Annotated in this window: 18 protein-coding genes and 1 riboswitch; of the genes, 13 read left to right on the top strand and 5 right to left on the bottom strand. The window is 72.7% G+C overall.

What is annotated here, in order from left to right; all coding sequences use genetic code 11:
- Nucleotides 1-54: 54 nt before the first annotated feature.
- Nucleotides 55-567, bottom strand: a complete 513-nt coding sequence (locus OO63_RS06730; protein ID WP_051810609.1) for a heme-degrading domain-containing protein — start codon at nt 565-567, stop codon at nt 55-57.
- Entirely contained in the window at nt 564-1,646 is a 1,083-nt protein-coding gene (locus OO63_RS06735) for a Gfo/Idh/MocA family oxidoreductase (protein ID WP_030358291.1), read from the bottom strand. Before OO63_RS06735 ends, OO63_RS06730 begins: the two co-directional genes overlap by 4 nt.
- Before the next feature lie 56 nt (nt 1,647-1,702).
- Between OO63_RS06735 and OO63_RS06740 the strand changes: the two genes are divergently transcribed.
- From OO63_RS06740 to OO63_RS06800, 13 genes are all read left to right on the top strand, one after another.
- Complete coding sequence (locus tag OO63_RS06740) at nt 1,703-2,920, top strand: ROK family transcriptional regulator (RefSeq protein ID WP_030358290.1); 1,218 nt, start codon at nt 1,703-1,705, stop codon at nt 2,918-2,920.
- A gap of 208 nt (nt 2,921-3,128) precedes the next feature.
- The gene (locus OO63_RS06745) at nt 3,129-3,881 is read left to right on the top strand and encodes a hypothetical protein (RefSeq protein WP_033263874.1); all 753 of its coding nucleotides are present in this window, start codon (nt 3,129-3,131) and stop codon (nt 3,879-3,881) included.
- Nucleotides 3,882-4,059: 178 nt separating this feature from the next.
- Nucleotides 4,060-4,848 carry a GntR family transcriptional regulator gene (locus OO63_RS06750; RefSeq protein WP_030358288.1) on the top strand — a complete coding sequence of 263 codons (789 nt, stop codon included), beginning with the start codon at nt 4,060-4,062 and terminating at the stop codon, nt 4,846-4,848.
- A 161-nt stretch (nt 4,849-5,009) separates the two neighbouring features.
- A complete protein-coding gene (locus OO63_RS06755) occupies nt 5,010-6,131 on the top strand; it encodes a TIGR03364 family FAD-dependent oxidoreductase (protein WP_030358287.1) in 1,122 nt (373 codons plus the stop codon).
- A gap of 32 nt (nt 6,132-6,163) precedes the next feature.
- On the top strand, nt 6,164-6,871 hold the full coding sequence (locus OO63_RS06760; RefSeq protein ID WP_030358286.1) for a phosphonatase-like hydrolase: 708 nt from the start codon (nt 6,164-6,166) through the stop codon (nt 6,869-6,871).
- On the top strand, nt 6,868-7,920 hold the full coding sequence (locus tag OO63_RS06765; RefSeq protein ID WP_030358285.1) for an ABC transporter ATP-binding protein: 1,053 nt from the start codon (nt 6,868-6,870) through the stop codon (nt 7,918-7,920). The genes OO63_RS06760 and OO63_RS06765 overlap by 4 nt, the downstream gene beginning before the upstream one ends.
- Nucleotides 7,913-8,872: a 2-aminoethylphosphonate ABC transporter permease subunit gene (locus tag OO63_RS06770; protein ID WP_106983329.1), complete on the top strand. Its 960-nt coding sequence runs from the start codon at nt 7,913-7,915 to the stop codon at nt 8,870-8,872. The genes OO63_RS06765 and OO63_RS06770 overlap by 8 nt, the downstream gene beginning before the upstream one ends.
- Nucleotides 8,859-9,686, top strand: coding sequence for an ABC transporter permease (locus OO63_RS06775; protein ID WP_030358283.1), 828 nt, complete (start codon nt 8,859-8,861; stop codon nt 9,684-9,686). Before OO63_RS06770 ends, OO63_RS06775 begins: the two co-directional genes overlap by 14 nt.
- 59 nt (nt 9,687-9,745) lie before the next feature.
- Entirely contained in the window at nt 9,746-10,822 is a 1,077-nt protein-coding gene (locus tag OO63_RS06780) for a 2-aminoethylphosphonate ABC transporter substrate-binding protein (protein WP_030358282.1), read from the top strand.
- Nucleotides 10,823-10,934: 112 nt separating this feature from the next.
- Nucleotides 10,935-12,440: an alkaline phosphatase family protein gene (locus OO63_RS06785; protein ID WP_030358281.1), complete on the top strand. Its 1,506-nt coding sequence runs from the start codon at nt 10,935-10,937 to the stop codon at nt 12,438-12,440.
- Between the two features lie 79 nt (nt 12,441-12,519).
- Entirely contained in the window at nt 12,520-13,299 is a 780-nt protein-coding gene (locus tag OO63_RS06790) for an HAD-IIA family hydrolase (protein WP_030358280.1), read from the top strand.
- Nucleotides 13,300-13,540: 241 nt separating this feature from the next.
- A complete protein-coding gene (locus tag OO63_RS06795) occupies nt 13,541-14,086 on the top strand; it encodes a hypothetical protein (RefSeq protein ID WP_030358279.1) in 546 nt (181 codons plus the stop codon).
- A gap of 61 nt (nt 14,087-14,147) precedes the next feature.
- Complete coding sequence (locus OO63_RS06800) at nt 14,148-14,774, top strand: class F sortase (protein WP_078618975.1); 627 nt, start codon at nt 14,148-14,150, stop codon at nt 14,772-14,774.
- A gap of 3 nt (nt 14,775-14,777) precedes the next feature.
- Here OO63_RS06800 and OO63_RS06805 read toward each other — a convergent pair whose 3' ends face one another.
- The 3 genes from OO63_RS06805 to OO63_RS06815 all read right to left on the bottom strand — a co-directional run bounded on the left by OO63_RS06805 (nt 14,778) and on the right by OO63_RS06815 (nt 17,331).
- The gene (locus OO63_RS06805) at nt 14,778-15,536 is read right to left on the bottom strand and encodes a CbtA family protein (RefSeq protein ID WP_051810621.1); all 759 of its coding nucleotides are present in this window, start codon (nt 15,534-15,536) and stop codon (nt 14,778-14,780) included.
- Nucleotides 15,537-15,796: 260 nt separating this feature from the next.
- Nucleotides 15,797-16,024, bottom strand: a complete 228-nt coding sequence (locus OO63_RS06810) for a CbtB domain-containing protein (RefSeq protein ID WP_030358276.1) — start codon at nt 16,022-16,024, stop codon at nt 15,797-15,799.
- 34 nt (nt 16,025-16,058) lie between these two features.
- A riboswitch (cobalamin riboswitch) is annotated at nt 16,059-16,208 on the bottom strand.
- Between the two features lie 349 nt (nt 16,209-16,557).
- On the bottom strand, nt 16,558-17,331 hold the full coding sequence (locus OO63_RS06815; protein ID WP_030358275.1) for a GAF and ANTAR domain-containing protein: 774 nt from the start codon (nt 17,329-17,331) through the stop codon (nt 16,558-16,560).

Consider the following 17,331-nt stretch of genomic DNA (forward strand, 5'->3'; position numbering starts at 1 on the left):
GCTGACCGCGACGACCGCCCCGCGCCATGACGGCGCGGGGCGGTCGTCGTCCGGTCAGGACGCGGTGAAGCGCTCCAGAGCCGCCACCACCAGGGCGTGGTCCACGATCTGGGGGAGGCCCGAGACGACCACCGTGCCGATGACGCCGACGCCCTCGACGGCGATCGGGAACGCGCCGCCGTGCGCCGCGTACCGGTCGGGGTCGAGCCGCGAGGACTCCTCGAACGTCGTGCCCTTCGCGCGGTACCTGCTGCCCACCAGGTACGAGGAGCAGCCGTACCGCTCGACGACGCGGCGCTTGCGGTCGATCCACGCGTCGTTGTCGGGCGTCGAGCCGGGCAGCGCGGCGTGGAACAGCTGCTGGCCGCCGCGCCGGATGTCGATGGCGACCGGCGCCTCCCGCTCACGCGCCATCTCCACCAGGAGGGAGCCGAGCGCCCAGGCGTCGTCGTGCGTGAAGCGGGGGAGCGTCAGGCGCCGCTCCTGCTCCTCCAGTTCGGCGATGGAGGGGGCGGCGGGGGCGGCGGGGGCCTGAGCCGTCGCCGGTGTCGTGGGCCGCGTCGTCACAGCGTCACCGCCACGCCCTCGCGGGCCGAGCGGCGCGCGGCCTCCAGGACGTCGAGGGTCGCGGCGGCCTGAAGCGCGGTGACCGGGTTGTCGCCCTCGCCGCGCAGCGCGGCGGCCACGGCGGCGTAGTACGCGGGGTAGTCGCCCGGCAGCGTGGGCTCGGGGCGGCCGCCGCCGGTCAGCGGGGACTCGCCCGAGCCGACCTTGCCCCACAGGGCCTCCGGCTCCACGCCCCACGGCTCCTCGTCCGTCGGCCGCCTGCCCTCGCGCAGCGCCGCCTCCTGCGGGTCGAGGCCGTACTTCACATAGCCCGCCGCCGAGCCGAGCACGCGGAAGCGCGGGCCGAGCTGGGCCGTCGTCGCGCTCACGTACAGGTGCGAGCGGACGCCGTTCGCGTGCGTCACGGCGATGAACGTGTCGTCGTCGGCCTGCGCGCCCGGGCGGCGCACGTCCGCCTCCGCGTACACCGCCGCCGCCGGGCCGAACAGGACCAGGGCCTGGTCGACCACATGGCTCCCCAGGTCGTACAGGAGACCGCCGATCTCCTCGGGGTCGCCGGACTCGCGCCAGCCGCCCTTGGGCTGCGGGCGCCAGCGCTCGAAGCGGGACTCGAAGCGCTGCACGTCGCCAAGATCGCCGTCGGCGAGCAGCTTGCGCAGGGTGCGGAAGTCGTTGTCCCAGCGGCGGTTCTGGAAGACCGAGAGCAGCAGGCCGCGCTCGTCCGCGAGGGCGGCCAGGTCGCGGGCCTCGGCCGCGGTGCCCGCGAGCGGCTTGTCCACGACGACCGGCAGGCCCGCCTTCAGCGCGGCGGTCGCGAGCGGTACGTGCGTCTTGTTCGGCGACGCCACGACGATCAGGTCGAGGTCGTCCGCGCGGTCCCACAGCTCGTCCGCGTCGACCGCGCAGCGCAGTTCCGCGCCGGACTCGGCGCGCGCCTGGGCCTGCCGCTCGGCGTTCGACGTGACCACCGTGTCCAGGGTCAGGCCCTCGGTCGCGGCGATCAGGGGGGCGTGGAAGACGGAGCCCGCGAGGCCGTAGCCGATCAGGCCGACGCGGAGGTCGTTCGTGCCTTGAGTCATGCCCTCTACTTTGGCAACGGTGTTGCCAAAGTGCAAGCGGGGGCGACAATGGGGGTGTGAACAGCGAGAAGAGGCCGGGGGCCGGGGTGAATCTGCCGGGGCTGCGTGGGCACAACGCGGCGCTGGTGCTCGATCTGCTGCGGGGCGCCGGGGGTGGTGGGGTCGGGCGGCTCGAGCTTGCCGAGCGGACGGGGCTCACGCCGCAGGCCGTCAGCAAGATTGTCGCTCGGCTGCGGGGGGAGGGGTTGGTGGCCGAAGCCGGGCGGCGGGCCTCCACCGGGGGGAAGCCCCAGACGTTGCTTCGGCTTGTTCCTGGGGCGGGGTACGCCGTGGGGGTGCAGCTTGAGCGGGACGCTCTGGTGGCCGTGCTGGTCGACCTGACCGGGGTTGTTATCGGGGAGCGGCGGGCCGCTGTGGACTTCTCGGACGGGGTCGACTCCGTCGTGGAGGTTGCTGTGGGTGCGGTGAGCGCGCTGGTCGGGACGGCTTCGGCTGGCGTGGAAGCAGGGGCACCCCGCACCGGGGGCTGTGCCCACCCGTTCCGCCCTGCGGAACGATTGCCCACAGCGCTAGAAGGATCGGCCGCGGCGGCTGGCGTACTCGGGGTGGGGCTTGCTCTGCCCGGGCCCCTCGACCACGCCTCCGGGGTGTTGCACCGCGTCACCGGGTTTCCCGAGTGGGACGGCTATCCGTTGCGGGAGGTGCTCGCCGAGCGGCTCGGGCTGCCCGTCGCGGTGGACAAGGACACCAACGCCGCCGCGCTCGGGCTCGCCCTTGCCGGGGTCGCCGAGTCGTTCGCCTACCTGCATCTGGGGACCGGGCTCGGGGCGGGGCTCGTCCTTGGCGGCGGGGTGTACCGGGGGGCGCGGACCGGGGCCGGGGAGTTCGGGCACCAGGTGGTGCGGATGGACGGGCCGCTCTGCGAGTGCGGGGCGCGGGGGTGCGTCGAGGCGTTGTGTCTGGCCGCCGTCGCGCGCGGTGACCTCGACGAGGCGGCCCGCGCGCTCGGCACCGCCGCGGGCAACCTGGTCGCGCTGCTCGACATCGACCTGGTGCTGCTCGGCGGGCGGACCGTCGGCGCCGCCGAGGAGTTGTTCGTACGGGGTGTCGGCGCCGTCGTCGCGGAGCGGGCCCGGCGCGAGGGGGCCGGGGCGGCCGTCGGCGTGCGGGTCGCGCCCGGGGGTGAACGGGGTGTCGCGGAGGGCGCCGCGCAGTTGGTCCTCGCCCCGCTCTTCGGCCGGGCGAGCGCCGCATTTCCCGCCAATCGGACTTGACGAAGAATCGGCTGTTAGGGGGGAATCGGCCAGCCGAACGGGTCGCCGACGGCGGTGGGGCGAGTGCGGGGTCGCGCGCGCGTGGCAGGGTCTGGGCCGCGACCCGTTGCCGTCCGGCCGCTCCCGGGCGTCTCAACGAGTGCTGTTCCGCCGTCAGTTCGGCCGTCCCCGGCGCTCCCCGCGCCCCGGCCGCCAGCAAGGGCTCCCCATGCGACTTCGCAGTTCTCTCACGGCAGGCGTCGCCGCCGCCGTCGCCCTCGTGCCCGCCGGGGCCGAGGCGGCGGCCGCCGCCGGTGACCCGTCGCGCGAGGGCGGCCCGGGCGCGCTGCGGCCCACCTGCGCGAAGGGCGCCGGGGACGGGTTCCCGATCAGTACCCGCATCAGCGGCGGCCCCGCCACGTACGAGCGCGGCGGCGGCTTTCGCAGCTGGTCCCTGGAGCTGACCAACACCACGGACGACACCTGCGGAAACGTCCATCCGGTCGTCGTGCTCGTGGACGCCGCCAAGGCCCTGAAGCCCCGTCATGTCCAGTTGGAGTTCGACGACGGGGCGCGGCGGTGGCCGGTGCGGTTCGAGCGGACGGACCGGGACGAGACCGTCGGCGTCCTCGGCGGCGGGACCGGCGGAGCCGACGCGAGCCCCGGCTTCACCCTCGCCCCCGGCGGCACCCGCACCGTCGGCCTCCGGCTCGCCTTCACCTCCGACGCCGTGCCCGGCGGCGTCGTGGCGAGCGCCGCCGTCGTGCGGCGCCGCGACGACGACGGAGACTGGGTGGGCGCCTCCAACGACTACGCGTTCGACATCGTCGGGGCGGGCGGTCCCGCCGCCCAGGCCCCCGGCGAACTCGCGAAGACCGGCCCGGGGTACCTGCCCGGGCTCGGGGTCACCGCCGCCGCACTCCTCCTCGGCGGCGTGGCCCTTGTGGTGGGATCTCGGCGCCTTCGGGCCAGAGGGAGCTGACACAGCCGTCCCACCGACCGCGGAAAGGCCGCGTCCGTGCCGCCCCAGCCGAAGCACCACTCGGCGGCACGGGCCCGGCCTTCTCCGTGTCCCGCCCCGCCGCGCCCGCACGCGTCCCACCACCCGCCGAGAGGCCCGCCCCCACCCCTCACCCCCCGCGACGTGCGAACATCTGCCCGTGGACAAGCCCAACGCCGCCCCGCCCGACCACCTGCGCGACCAGGCTCCCGGAGCCCCGATCCGCTCCGGCATCCCCGAGCACGGCCGCATCCCGAAGTACTACGCCGTCAAGGCCCGCATCGCGGAGCTGATCGACGACCTCGGCGACGGACGGACCCTGCCCACGGAGCGGGACCTCGCCGAGCGGTACGAGGTCGCGCGCGAGACGGTCCGGCAGGCCCTGCGCGAACTGCTCCTGGAGGGCCGCCTGCGCCGCCAGGGCCGCGGCACCGTCGTCGCCGGGCCCAAGCTGGAACAGCCCCTGTCGCTCGCCAGCTACACCGAGGGTGTCCGCCGCCAGGGCCGCACCCCCGGACGTACCCTCATCTCGCTCGACCGCTTCGCGTGCCCGGCCGCGCTCGCCACCGACATAGGGCTCCCGGTCGGCGAGCCCGTGTGGCACATGGAGCGGGTGCTGCTCGCGGACGAGGAGCGGGTGGGCCTGGAGTCCACGTACGTGTCCGTGGAGCGGGTGCCGCGCCTCGACCGGGACTTCGAGCCCGACTCGTCCTTCTACGCCTACCTGCGCGAACGCCTCGGCATCTCCTTCGGCGACGCCGACGAACGCATCGAGACGGTGCTCGCCACGCCCCGCGAGGCGCTGCTCATCGGGACTCCGCCCGCGCTGCCCATGCTCCTGATCCACCGCGTCTCGCGCGACACCGGGGGTCGGCCCCTGGAACGCGTGCGCACCCTCTACCGCGGCGACCGCTTCTCCTTCACGACGCACCTGGCCAGCGAGGGCTGAACTCGCCCGGCCCGCAAGACGGTCGCCCCTCTTCCGGTGCGTCCGTCGACCCCTCATGATTACGGAACGATAACGGGTCTAGTCCAAGCTTGATGGGCCGTTCACCGTCCCGTTGCCAACCGGCCCCCGTCGGGTCACCCGTCGACAGGAGCGTTGCCGTCGTGAGAGTCATCGTCGTAGGAGCCGGCGTGGTGGGAACCATGCACGCCTGGCACGCAGTGGAGCGCGGCCACGAGGTCGTACAGATCGAGCGCGAGAGCGAGGCCCGCGGGGCGTCGCTCCGCAACTTCGGGCAGATATGGGTCAGCGGCCGCGCGGGCGGCGAGGAGCTGGACACGGCGCTGCGCGCCCGTGAGCTGTGGGAGGACATCGGCGCCCGGGTGCCGGGCCTGGGCTTCCGCGCCATCGGCTCGCTGACCCTGGTGCGGGGCGAGCGCGAGCGGGCCGTCGCCGAGGCCGCCCTCGCCCGCCCGGACGCGGCGGCCCGCGGCTACAAGCTGCTCGGTGCCGACGAGGCCCGTGCGCTCAACCCGGCGCTTCGCGGTGAGTTCACCGGCGCGCTGTGGTGCGAGCGGGATGCCGCCGTCGAGCCCCGGACCGCCCAACTGCGGCTGCGGGAAGCCCTGCTGGCATCGCCGAACTACACGTTCCTGCCGGGCCGCGAGGTCCGCGAGGTCGTCGGCGTCGGCTCGGTGCGCGACGACCACGGCGAGGTGCACACCGGCGACGCCGTGGTCCTGTGCACCGGCGCCTGGCTCGGCGGCCTCGTGCGCGAGCTCGCCCCCGAGCTGCCGGTGCGCCGCGTCCGCCTCCAGATGATGCAGACCGACCCGCTCGGCGAGCCGCTCACCACCTCGGTCGCCGACGCCGACAGCTTCCGCTACTACCCGGCGTACAAGTCGCCGGAGCTGGACGCCCTCAACGCCGGGCAGGCCCAGGCGCCGACCGCCGCCGCCCACAAGATGCAGCTGCTCATGGTGCAGCGCGCCGACGGCGGCCTGACCATCGGCGACACCCACGAGTACGAACACCCCTTCGCCTTCGACACCCTCGAAGACCCCTACGACCACCTCACCGAGGTCGTCGAGGGTTTCCTGGGGCGCCCGCTGCCGAAGATCAGGCGGCGCTGGGCCGGGGTGTACGCGCAGTGCGTCGACACCAGCCGGGTCGTCCACCGCGAGCAGGTGCGGGACGGCGTGTGGCTGGTCACCGGGCCCGGCGGGCGCGGCATGACCTGCTCGCCCGCCATCGCCGAGAAGACCGCCGACGAGCTGGGATGGTGACGGAAGTGACCGAAGTGACCAAAGTGACTGAAGTGACCGAAGCGATCGCGTACGAGAACGTCCGACTTGTGGTGCTCGACATGGCGGGGACCACCGTCGCCGACGGGGGCCTGGTCGAGCAGGCCTTCGCCGCCGCCGCGCGCGAACTCGGCGTCGAGGAGGGCTCCGCCGACCACGCCGCGAAACTGGAGTACGTCCGCGCCACCATGGGCGAGTCGAAGATCTCCGTCTTCCGGCACCTGTTCGGCGACGAGGCCCGCGCCCAGCAGGCGAACGTGGCCTTCGAGAAGGCGTACGGGCAGCTCGTGGACGGCGGCCGCATCGCCCCGGTCCCCGGGGCCCGCGAGGCCGTCGAGGAGCTGCGCGCCGACGGCCTGACCGTCGTCCTCAGCACCGGCTTCGCCCGCGTCACCCAGGACGCCATCCTCGACGCCCTCGGCTGGCGCGACCTCGTCGCCCTCACCCTCTGCCCCGCCGACGCGGGCGGTCGCGGGCGGCCCTACCCCGACATGGTGCTCGCCGCGTTCCTGCGCACCGGTGCCGCCGCCGACGTCCGCCAGATCGCCGTCGCCGGTGACACCGCGTACGACATGCGCAGCGGCGTGCGGTCCGGCGCCGGGGTCGTCGCCGGGGTGCTCACCGGCGCCCACGACGCGGCGGCCCTCACCGACGCCGGAGCCACCCACGTGCTCGGCTCCGTCGCCGAACTGCCCGCGCTGCTGCGGGCCTCCGGCCGATGAGCGGCGGCATACGCTTCGACTCCGTCTCGGTCGCGTACGGCAAGCAGGTCGTCCTCGACTCCCTCGACCTCACCGTCGAGCAGGGCGAGGTCATGGCGCTGCTCGGGCCCTCCGGGTCGGGGAAGACCACCGCGCTGCGGGCCGTCGCCGGGTTCGTGCGGCCCGCGTCCGGGCGGGTGTTCATCGGCGACCGCGACGTCACCGCGCTGCCGCCGCACCGGCGCGGCATCGGCATGGTCGTCCAGCAGTACGCGCTGTTCCCGCACATGCGGGTCGAGGACAACGTGGCCTTCGGCCTCAAGGCGCAGAAGGCCGCGCGGGCGGAGATACCCGGGCGGGTCGCCGACGCGCTGGAGATGACCGGGATGGCCTCGTACGCCAAGCGGTATCCGCGTGAGCTGTCCGGTGGGCAGCAGCAGCGCGTCGCCATCGCGCGGGCGCTCGCCATCCGGCCGGGTGTGTTGCTGCTCGACGAGCCGTTGTCCGCGCTCGACGCGCAGCTGCGGTCGGGGATGCTCGCCGAACTCGCCCGGCTGCACCGGGAGTTGCCGGACGTGTCGATTCTGTACGTCACCCATGACCAGGTCGAGGCGCTCACTCTCGCCGATCGGATCGCCGTCATGGACAAGGCGCGGTTGCAGGACTGCGGGACTCCGCAGGAGCTGTACCGCAGGCCTCGGAACGAGTTCACGGCCTCCTTTGTGGGCAATGCGAATCTCCTGCCGGTTTCTGTGGGGGTGGGGTCGGTTTCCCTGGGTGGGGCCGAGTTGAAGGTCGATACCGGGGAGGTCGCCCCGGGGGTCACCGCCACCTTGTGTGTGCGGCCGCATCTGGTCGGGCTCGGGCCGGGGCCCAACTCCCTGAGCGGGACGGTCACCGAGGTGCAGTGGCGTGGGGCCACGCATCGGGTGTTCGCGGATGTGGGGGGTCACTCCGTGAAGGCCGATCTGCGGGAGCTTCGGGAGCCGCCTGCGCTTGGTAGTGACGTTACGTTGCACTTCGCGCCGGAGGACGCGGTGCTGCTTGCCGCAGGGGTGACCGATGGGTAGTCCTTCTGAGCGCTTGATTGACGGTGACCGTCGGCCTGTGGCTGTGCCCACCCTTCCCCAAGCTCTCGGCTCCGCTCGAGCAGGGGAGACCCCTATCGCCCTGCGGCACGATTGCCCACAGCGGACAAGGAAAGTCCCGGCGTTCGTGTGGGCGTTGCCGCCCGTCGCCCTGCTCGGGCTTGTGTTTCTCTATCCCCTCGCCCTCGTCGTGCAGCAGTCCGTGCAGCCCGACACGGGCGGTACCTCGTTGCAGCCGTACTCCGACGTCTTCGCCTCCGAGTCGTTCCGGGAGGCGCTCGGGACGACCGTGTGGCTGGCCGTGGGGGCCACCGTCGGGTGTCTGGTGCTGGGGTTCGCGTTGGCGCTGGTCATTGCCTTCGTGCCGTTCCCCGGCGGGAAGGCCGTCGCCAAGTTCATCGACGTGTTCCTGTCGTTCCCGTCGTTCCTGATCACGCTCGCGCTGCTGTTCATCTACGGCACCAAGGGCATGGCCAACGGGATGTGGACGGGGGCGACCGGGGCGGGCGGGGACGGTCCCTTCCAGTTCCTCACCACGCCGTGGGGCGTGCTGCTCGCCGAGATCACGTACTTCACGCCGTTCGTGATGCGGCCGCTGCTCGCCGCGTTCTCGGCGATCGACACGGCCCAGCTGGAGGTCGCCTCCTCGCTGGGGGCGCGGCCCCTGCGGGTCGTACGGCAGGTGATCCTGCCGGAGGCGCTGCCCGCGCTCGCCGCCGGCGGCAGCCTCGTCCTGGTGATGTGCCTGAACGAGTTCGGGATCGTGCTGTTCACCGGGGCCAAGGACGTCACGACGCTGCCGATGCTCGTCTACAGCAAGGCGATGCTCGAGTCCGACTACCCGGCGGCCTGCGTCGTCGCCGTCGTCAACATCGCGATCTCCGTGGGCCTCTACGGCCTGTACCGGGTGGTGAGCCGTCGTGCTGGTGCATAGCCGCAAGGGCAAGTGGGCGACCTGGGCCCTGTTCTTCGTGCTCTTCCTGCCGCTGTTCGCGCTGCCCCTGCTCGTGATCGTGGCGGCGTCGTTCGCCGGGCACTGGTCGGGGGCGTTCCCGTCCGGCTTCACCGGCGAGCACTACTCGGCCGCCACCCGCGGCGAATCCCTCCAGGCCCTCACCACCAGCCTGCTCACCGCCCTCGGCGCCAGCGTCATCGCGCTCGCCGCGGGCACCTGGGCCGCGCTCGCCGCCGCCGCGCTGAAGGGGCGCGGGAGCGGCACCTCCCGGCTCTCCCGGCTGTGCGGGCGGACCCTCGACACCCTGTTCATGCTGCCCGTCGCCGTGCCCTCGGTGGTCGTGGGCCTCGCGGTCCTCGTCGCCTTCAGCAAGCCGCCGATGATCCTCAACGGCACGTCCACGATCGTCGTCCTCGCGCACGCCCTTCTTGTCACGGCGTTCGCCTACCAGTCGGTCGCGGCCGCCATCGTGCGTCTCGACCCGGCGTACGAGCAGGCCGCGGCGTCCCTGGGCGCCCGGCCCGCGTACGTCCTGTGGCGGGTGAAGCTGCCCCTGCTGCTTCCGTCCCTGACCGCCGCCGCCGGGCTCTGCTTCGCCCTGTCCATGGGCGAGCTGAGCGCCACGATGATGCTCTACCCGCCGGACTGGACCCCGCTGCCCGTGCGGATCTACGCCGCCACCGACCGCGGCGCCACCTTCACCGGCGCCGCCCTCGCCGTGGTCCTCATGACGGCGACGCTCCTCGTCCTGTTCGCCGTGTCGAGGATCCGTACCAAGGCCTCCTACCGCTGACCACCCCCGACTCCCCGCCCCCCGTGTTCCGTTGCGACTCGTCAGGAGTACGACACGTCATGTCCCGTCACCCCCGCGTCCCCGTCCGCACGCTCGCCGCCCTCTCCGGCAGCCTCGTCCTCGCCGGCACCCTCACCGCCTGCGGCGGCGACTCCGCCGCGTCCGACGCCAAGGTCGTCACCGTCTACAGCGCCGACGGCCTCAAGGGCGAGAACGGCGACGGCTGGTACGACAAGGTCTTCAAGGACTTCGAGAAGAAGACCGGCATCAAGGTCAAGTACGTCGAGGGCGGCTCCGGCGAGATGGTGCAGCGCGCCGTCCGGGAGAAGTCCAACACCCAGGCCGACGTCATCGTCACGCTCCCGCCGTTCATCCAGCAGGCCGACGAGAAGGGCCTGCTCCAGGCGTACGAGCCCAAGGGGTCCGAGCACGTCGACGGCGCGAACAAGGCGCCCGACGGCAAGTGGACGTCCGTCGTGAACAACTACTTCGGTTTCATCCACAACAAGAAGGAACTCGGCGGCGCCAAGGCCCCCAAGACCTGGGACGAGCTGACGGACTCCGCGTACAAGAACAAGCTCCAGTACTCCACGCCCGGTGTCGCGGGCGACGGGACGGCCGTCCTCATCAAGGCGATGCACGACTTCGGCGGCAAGGAGCCCGCCATGAAGTACCTGGAGAAGCTCCAGTCCAACAACGTCGGCCCGTCCGCCTCCACCGGCAAGCTCGCCCCCAAGGTCGACAAGGGCGAACTGCTCGTCGCCAACGGGGACGTGCAGATGAACTACGCGCAGTCCAAGGACATGCCGAACCTCGGCATCTGGTTCCCGGCGAAGAAGGGCAAGAAGCCCACCACCTTCGCGCTGCCCTACGCCGCCGGGCTCGTGAACAAGGCGCCGCACAGCGCCAACGCCAAGAAGTTCCTCGACTACCTGCTCAGCCGCACCGCGCAGGCGCAGGTCAGCGAGATCGGCGGCGGCTTCGCGGCCCGCAAGGACATCAAGGCCACCGACGCCAACGCCATCGCCCTCGACAAGCTCATGGACGGCGTCGAGGTCTTCGAGCCGGACTGGGACGACATCTCCAAGAACCTCAAGTCGTACGTCGAGGACTGGAAGTCGGCCACCGGCAGCTGAGCACCTTCACCGTCACGTCCGACGGTAACGAGTCTGGACCAACGCCCCTGCACCGCCAGGGGCGTTGGCATGCCCGCACGTCTCGCTCCACCCCACTCACCTGGAGTTCTCCGTGTCCCACGGTCCGTCTCGCCGCTCGCTCCTCGTCTCCGCCGCGTCCCTCGGCGCGGCCGCCGCCGTCTCCGCCGGACCTCTTGCCGCCGTCGCCCGCGCGGCCGCGCGCAAGCCCAAGGTCCTGATCATCGGCCTCGACGGCGCGCTCCTCAGCCGCATCAAGGACGCCGCCGCACCCACCCTCAAGTCCCTGATGGCCGACGGCCTCACCGCCCCCAGCGCCCTCTACGCGAACCCCCTCGCGCCCACCTCGTCCGGACCCGGCTGGTCGACGCTCCTCACCGGCGTCTGGCCCGACAAGCACAAGGTCCTCAGCAACGACTTCACCGGCCACGACCTCGCCCGCTACCCGGACTTCATGACCCGCGCCGAGGCCGCGAAGCCGTCCCTGAACACCTACGCCGTCTCGTCCTGGGCGCCGATCACGGACACGATCTTCTCGCCGAAGGTCGACGCCCGGGTGTCCACGCCGTCCGCCGAGTACGACACCGGCACCACCGCGCGCGCCGTCGCGAGACTGCGCGACTCCGACCCGGACGCCGTGTTCGCGCAGCTCGACAACATCGACCACGCCGGGCACAGCCACGGCGCCGCCAGCCAGGCCTACCTGGACGCCATCCGCACCGCCGACGGCCAGGTCGGCCAGATGGTCGCCGCCGTGCAGGCCCGCGCCTCGTACGGCGACGAGGACTGGCTGATCATGATCACCGCCGACCACGGGCACACCGACGCGGGCGGGCACGGCGGGTCCAGCTGGGCCGAGCGGCAGACGTTCCTGATCGCGCGCGGGGGCGGGGCGGCCGCCGGGTCGGTGCGGCACGACGTGCGGATGCCCGACGTCGCCGTCAGCGCGCTCGCGCACCTCGGCGTCGCCGTCGACCCGGCCTGGGGCCTGGACGGCCGCGCCTTCCAGCAGCCGTCCCCGGACGACTTCGACGCGCTGCGCGCCACCCTCAAGCCGCCCGTCGACGAGACCGGCGTCGGCGCGGGCGTCATCGGCTTCACGCACACCCCGCCCAGCGGCTGGTCCGTCGACAACTCCCGGATGGGCGGCGGCGGCATGACCGAGTGGCGCGGCTGGTCCTTCACGACGGATGAGTTCTGGACCAAGACGCAAGCCGGCCAGCAGCGCGAACTCAACATCCGCGCCCGGAACGTCTTCGCCGTCGCCGACGGCGACGAGTGGTCCGACAAGGCCGTCACGGGCACCTTCGACTCGACCCTGATCAGTCCCGCGTACCAGGTGCGGGGCGGGGCCGCCGCCACCCTGACGTACACGACCTTCTACCGCCACGAGGCGCCGCAGCAGGGCCAGGTGCTCGTCTCCTACGACGGCGGAACGCCCGTCGTCGTGAAGACGTACGCCGCCGACACCCCCTCCGTCGTCGAGTCGCTGCGGCTCCAGGTCCCGGCGGGCGCGCGGACCGCGCAGGTCCGCTTCCGTTACACCGGGGGGAACAACTGGTTCTGGGTGATCGACGGGGTGAAGATCAGCGCTTCGTGATTAGGCTGGGGGCGTCGGCACACTGTCGTCCCGGCGCCCCCAGCAGCATCAGTTCGCGCAGACCGCAGGAGTGCACCCCATGGCAGAGCGCAAGCCCATCGAATCGTGGCTCACCGACATGGACGGCGTGCTCATCCACGAAGGCGTGCCGATCCCCGGCGCCGACGCGTTCATCAAGAAGCTGCGCGACTCGGGCAAGCCGTTCCTGGTCCTCACCAACAACTCCATCTACACCGCCCGTGACCTCCAGGCCCGGCTCAACCGCATGGGCCTCGACGTCCCCGTGGACAACATCTGGACCTCCGCGCTCGCCACCGCCAAGTTCCTCGACGACCAGCGGCCCGGCGGCACCGCGTACGTCATCGGCGAGGCCGGTCTCACCACCGCCCTGCACGACATCGGGTACGTCCTCACCGACCACGCGCCCGACTACGTGGTCCTCGGCGAGACCCGGACGTACTCGTTCGAGGCCATGACCAAGGCCGTCCGGCTCATCAACGGCGGCGCCCGCTTCATCTGCACCAACCCGGACGAGACCGGGCCCTCCACGGAGGGGCCGCTGCCCGCCACCGGTGCCGTCGCCGCGCTCATCACCAAGGCCACCGGCAAGCAGCCGTACTTCGCCGGCAAGCCGAATCCCCTGATGATGCGGACGGGCCTGAACGCGATCGGGGCGCACTCGGAGACGAGCGCGATGATCGGTGACCGTATGGACACGGATGTCCTCGCCGGACTGGAGGCCGGGATGGAGACCTTCCTCGTCCTCACCGGGCTGACGACCCGCGCCGACATCGACCGCCACCCGTTCCGCCCGTCGAACATCGTCGACTCGATCGCGGACCTGGTCGACAGGGTCTGACCTCGGAGCCCCGTGAGGGGCTTTTAGGGGCGCGGGGAACTGCGCGACCAGCCACGTCACAGCCGCAGACGCATCTGCCGGGTACTTCGCAGACGCGTCTGCGGCTTTTCGCGCGCTGGGCGCGCAGTTCCCCGCGCCCCTGAAAGGCCCCTTACGGGGCCCCCGAACCCGCCCCGGACGGGTGTGTCGGGGATGCGCGGGCCGCAGGAGGGCGGGAACCTGCTGGTACAGGAGGTTCACGATGGGTATATGTTCGCTCGCCGTGCGTGGCGTCGGCGCCGCCGTCCTCGTCGCCGTGTGGGCGCCCCCGCCAGCGACCGCTCATGATCAGGACAAGGTGAAAGCCCAGGTCACCCCGGCGAACGTCACCCCGGGTGCCCGGGTCGACGTACGGGTGAAGGGGTGCGACGGGACCACGGGTGCGGCGGGCTCCGGGGCGTTCACGCGAGACGCCGAGCTGACCGGCCGGGACGGCAAGCAGGGCACGTTGTCCGGGACGACCCGCATCCGTACGGGCGTGTCCGGCACGTACGAGATCACCGTCACCTGTGACGGACACCCGCACCAGGGCGTGGGCACCGTCCAGGTCGCAGGTGCCGGAACAGGGCAGACCCCGACTGCCCCGGTCCGCGCCGGAGGCGGCGGCACCGCCTCCCTCACCTCGGCCGCGGCCGAGGCCGACGAGGCGGGCCCCGGCACCCGGCACGCGGTCGTCGGCCTGGTCCTCGCGGGTGTGGCGGCCGTCGCGGTGGCGCTGCGCAGCGTCCGCCGCCGCCACCCGGAGTGACGCCGTGACGGGCCCGGACCCGGAGGCCGGCCCGCACCCGCCCGGGACGAGCCGACTCGTCATGGGCGTGGCCTGGGCGTTCCTGCTCGTCGGCCTGTGGCTGTGGGGCAACGAGATCACCGACGTACGCGGCGGCCTCTCCGACCCGACGACGGGCGACGTGGCCGCCGTCGGCCGCCCCGCCGGGGTCGACCTGCCGCCCGCGCACGAGCCCCTCGCCGCCGCCCGCCCGCAGCGCGTCGACGTACCGGGCCTCGGCGTCCGCGCCCCCGTCGTGGCTCGCGGCCTGGACGCGGAGGGCGCCATCGACCCGCCGCCGTTCGCGCAGCCGGGCGCGGTGGGCTGGTACGGGGGCGGGGTGCGCCCCGGCGCGCGCGGCACGTCCCTGTTCGTCGGGCACGTCGACACCGAGTCCAAGCCCGCCGTCTTCTACCACCTCAGCACCCTGCGCCCCGGCGAGAAGGTGCGCGTGACCAGGGACGACGGTTCGGTCGCCGAGTTCACGGTGGACGACGTGCAGGTCCTCGGCCGCGACGACTTCAGCGCGCGCACGGCCTACGGCCCCCGTGAGGAGGGCCGGGCGGAACTGCGCCTGATCACCTGCGGCGGCACCTTCGACCGCGCGAGCCGCACCTACTCGGCCAACGTGGTCGTGTCCGCCTACCTCACGGGGGTCGCGAAGCCGTAGCGGCTAGCTCACCGGCGCCGTCGAGCCGTAGCCCGCCGCACCGGACGTGACCGGCTCCCTCGTCCGCAGGGCACGCAGCCCGAGACCGCCGAACACCCCCGCGAACACCGCCCAGAGCAGCACGTGCGACGCCAGGGACAGCATCCGGAAGTCCCACAGCAGGGTCGCGCTGACCGGGACCGGATCGGGGTTGTCGGGCAGCGCCCAGAGCAGCGCGAGGACCGCCACCGCCGTCACGGCGACCGCACACTGCCGCACCGGTACGGGGCGCGCGGCGAGGCGTACGTACACCTGCCACACCAGGAACATGCCGAGCACGCCGATGACGACCGCGCCGAGCCACATCTCCTGCCGGTCGCCCACCGTGCCCGCGTCGCCGACCCCGGGCGGGGCCGCCGGATAGCGCAGCGCGGGGAACAGCGAGACGGCGCAGAACGCGGCCGCGCAGAACGCGAGGGCGCGCGGCCACGGGTTGCCCCGCGGATCACGCCGGTGCACGAGCGCGTACGCGACGGCGAACAGCACGCCGATCGCGAGCCCCGCCACGACCAGGGCGATCACCAGGCCCGCGTGCTGCGTGGAGCGCGAGAACAGCTCCTCGTGGTGCTGGACGGCGCCGCCCGCGGGCTCGTGCTCGTGCGAACGGGCCTCCTCGGCGCGGATCGCCTTGTCCATCAGGGGTTCGGCGAGCAGCAGCGAGAACAGGCCCGCGGCGAGCCCGCCGAGCGCTCCGGCGACCATCCCGCGACCGAGCAGCGGCAGTACGGGGGAGCCGCCGGTCCGGGTGGGAGCGTGAGTGGTGCGGGAGGTGTCGGCGGCCTCGGGGGCAGCGGACGCCTCAGTGGTTTCCGGCGACTTGGGGGATTCGCCCGGCGGATCGGAGGAGGAGTCAGGGGAGAGGGTGGAGGAGGAGTCAGGGGAGGGGTCGGGGGAGGGATCGGGGGAGGGATCGGAGGAAGTGCGGGGAGCGGTGGGAGAGTTCGGGGAATTCGGGGACGTCGGCATGGTGCGTGCGGCCCCGATCAGTGGCAGGGGGCACCGAAGAGGTGCCTGCCGTCGTGGGCGAACTCGTGCAGGTAGTCGCCGGTCGCCGAGATCAGCGAGCCGTTGTCCATGAAGACGGCGTAGAGGGCGATCAGTGCGACGATCGCCGCGGCCGCCGCGATCAGCCAGTCGCGGGTCTCGATCGTCGCGGACTGTATCGCCGCCGTGTCGCTGTGTGGTGCGCTGTGCGCAGACGTGACGGACATGCCGGTGGGCCTCCTTCTGGGGTTTCCACGCCCCGAAGCAGGAGGACGACGGGTCAGTTCCTGACTTCCGCGCGCGGGTGAGCGGTGACTCGCGCGGGGTAACAGTGGCGGGACCGTCCCGGATTCGCACCGGGTTCCTGGCAACCGTCGCCTCGATGTATGGACTTGTCGCCCGGAGAGTCCCAGGTGGTCATGGACACTGTCAACCAGTCCTCGCGCCCCTGACGTGCGGACTCGTGCGCACGGCGCGCACCCCGGCGCGCGGCGGGTGCGCACACAACCTGGCCCGGCCAACGACCCGCTCCCCCCGGAGCCGTCGACCGGGCTGGTCCTCGACCGCGCGCGCTCGAGCTGCGGGAGAAACCCGGCGTCGGCGCGGGAGGCCTTGGATGGTCCCAACTGAGTGGATGGTCCCAACGGTGTGGAAAAGGCAACTCCGGCCGGGGGCTTGGGCCGTAGCACTGACTCTAGAACGGAAGGCGGCCGTGGCCTAGGGGGGTTTTGACGCCAAGTCCGCTGCGGGCTCTGGAGGGTTACGGGTCCTCGCCGAGCAAGGTCGCGTCGTCCAGGGAGCCTTCGATCACCATGCCGGCGACCCTGTCCATCACGAGCCGCTCCCGGCGCGCGTGCCGCCGCAGCGCCTCGAACGCCACGTCCAGACCCGTCCGCCAGCGCTCGGCCAGTATCCCCTTGGCCTGCTCGATGCGGATGCGGCTGGTCAGGGCGGATTGCAGCTGCCGGGAGAGGTCGCGGTACTCGGCGTACGCGCGATGGTTGTGCAACCCGACCCCGGCGGCGTCGGCGAGCGCCTGTGCGAGCGCCAACGCGCTGTCCTCTTCGCCCTCTTGCGGACGGACGTGGGGCCGGTTCCCGTTCGGTGTCGGTGCCACGAAGACGTTGAGCGCGCCGAGCACCCGCTTGCGGGCCCGCAGCGGCACCGCGAACGTGTCGCCCACGCCCCGTGCCCGGGCCCGCTCGGTGAAGCCGGGCCAGCGGGCGAGCGCGTCGGCCGAGGTGACCCGGACGTGCGGCACAGGAGAGCCGGTGTCGTAGGACTCCAGGCAGGGGCCGTCCGACGCCTGCGCTTCGAGGAGGTCCTTGGCGAGATCACCGCCCTTGTCGCTGACGGCGAGGCGCACGGCGCTGCCGCCGTCGGCGTACATCACCCCGACGGCGAGCACCCCGAGGAGTTCCGCGCAGTGCTGGCAGACGCGGCGCAGGTGGTGCTCCGCGTCGAAGTCGTCGGCGGCAGTGTCGGCGGCCTCCACCAGGGCTTGCGCCAGCCTGCGCGCGGAGGTGCGGTCCAT

It is taken from the genome of Streptomyces alboflavus, from assembly GCF_000716675.1.
Taxonomy (GTDB): domain Bacteria; phylum Actinomycetota; class Actinomycetes; order Streptomycetales; family Streptomycetaceae; genus Streptomyces; species Streptomyces alboflavus.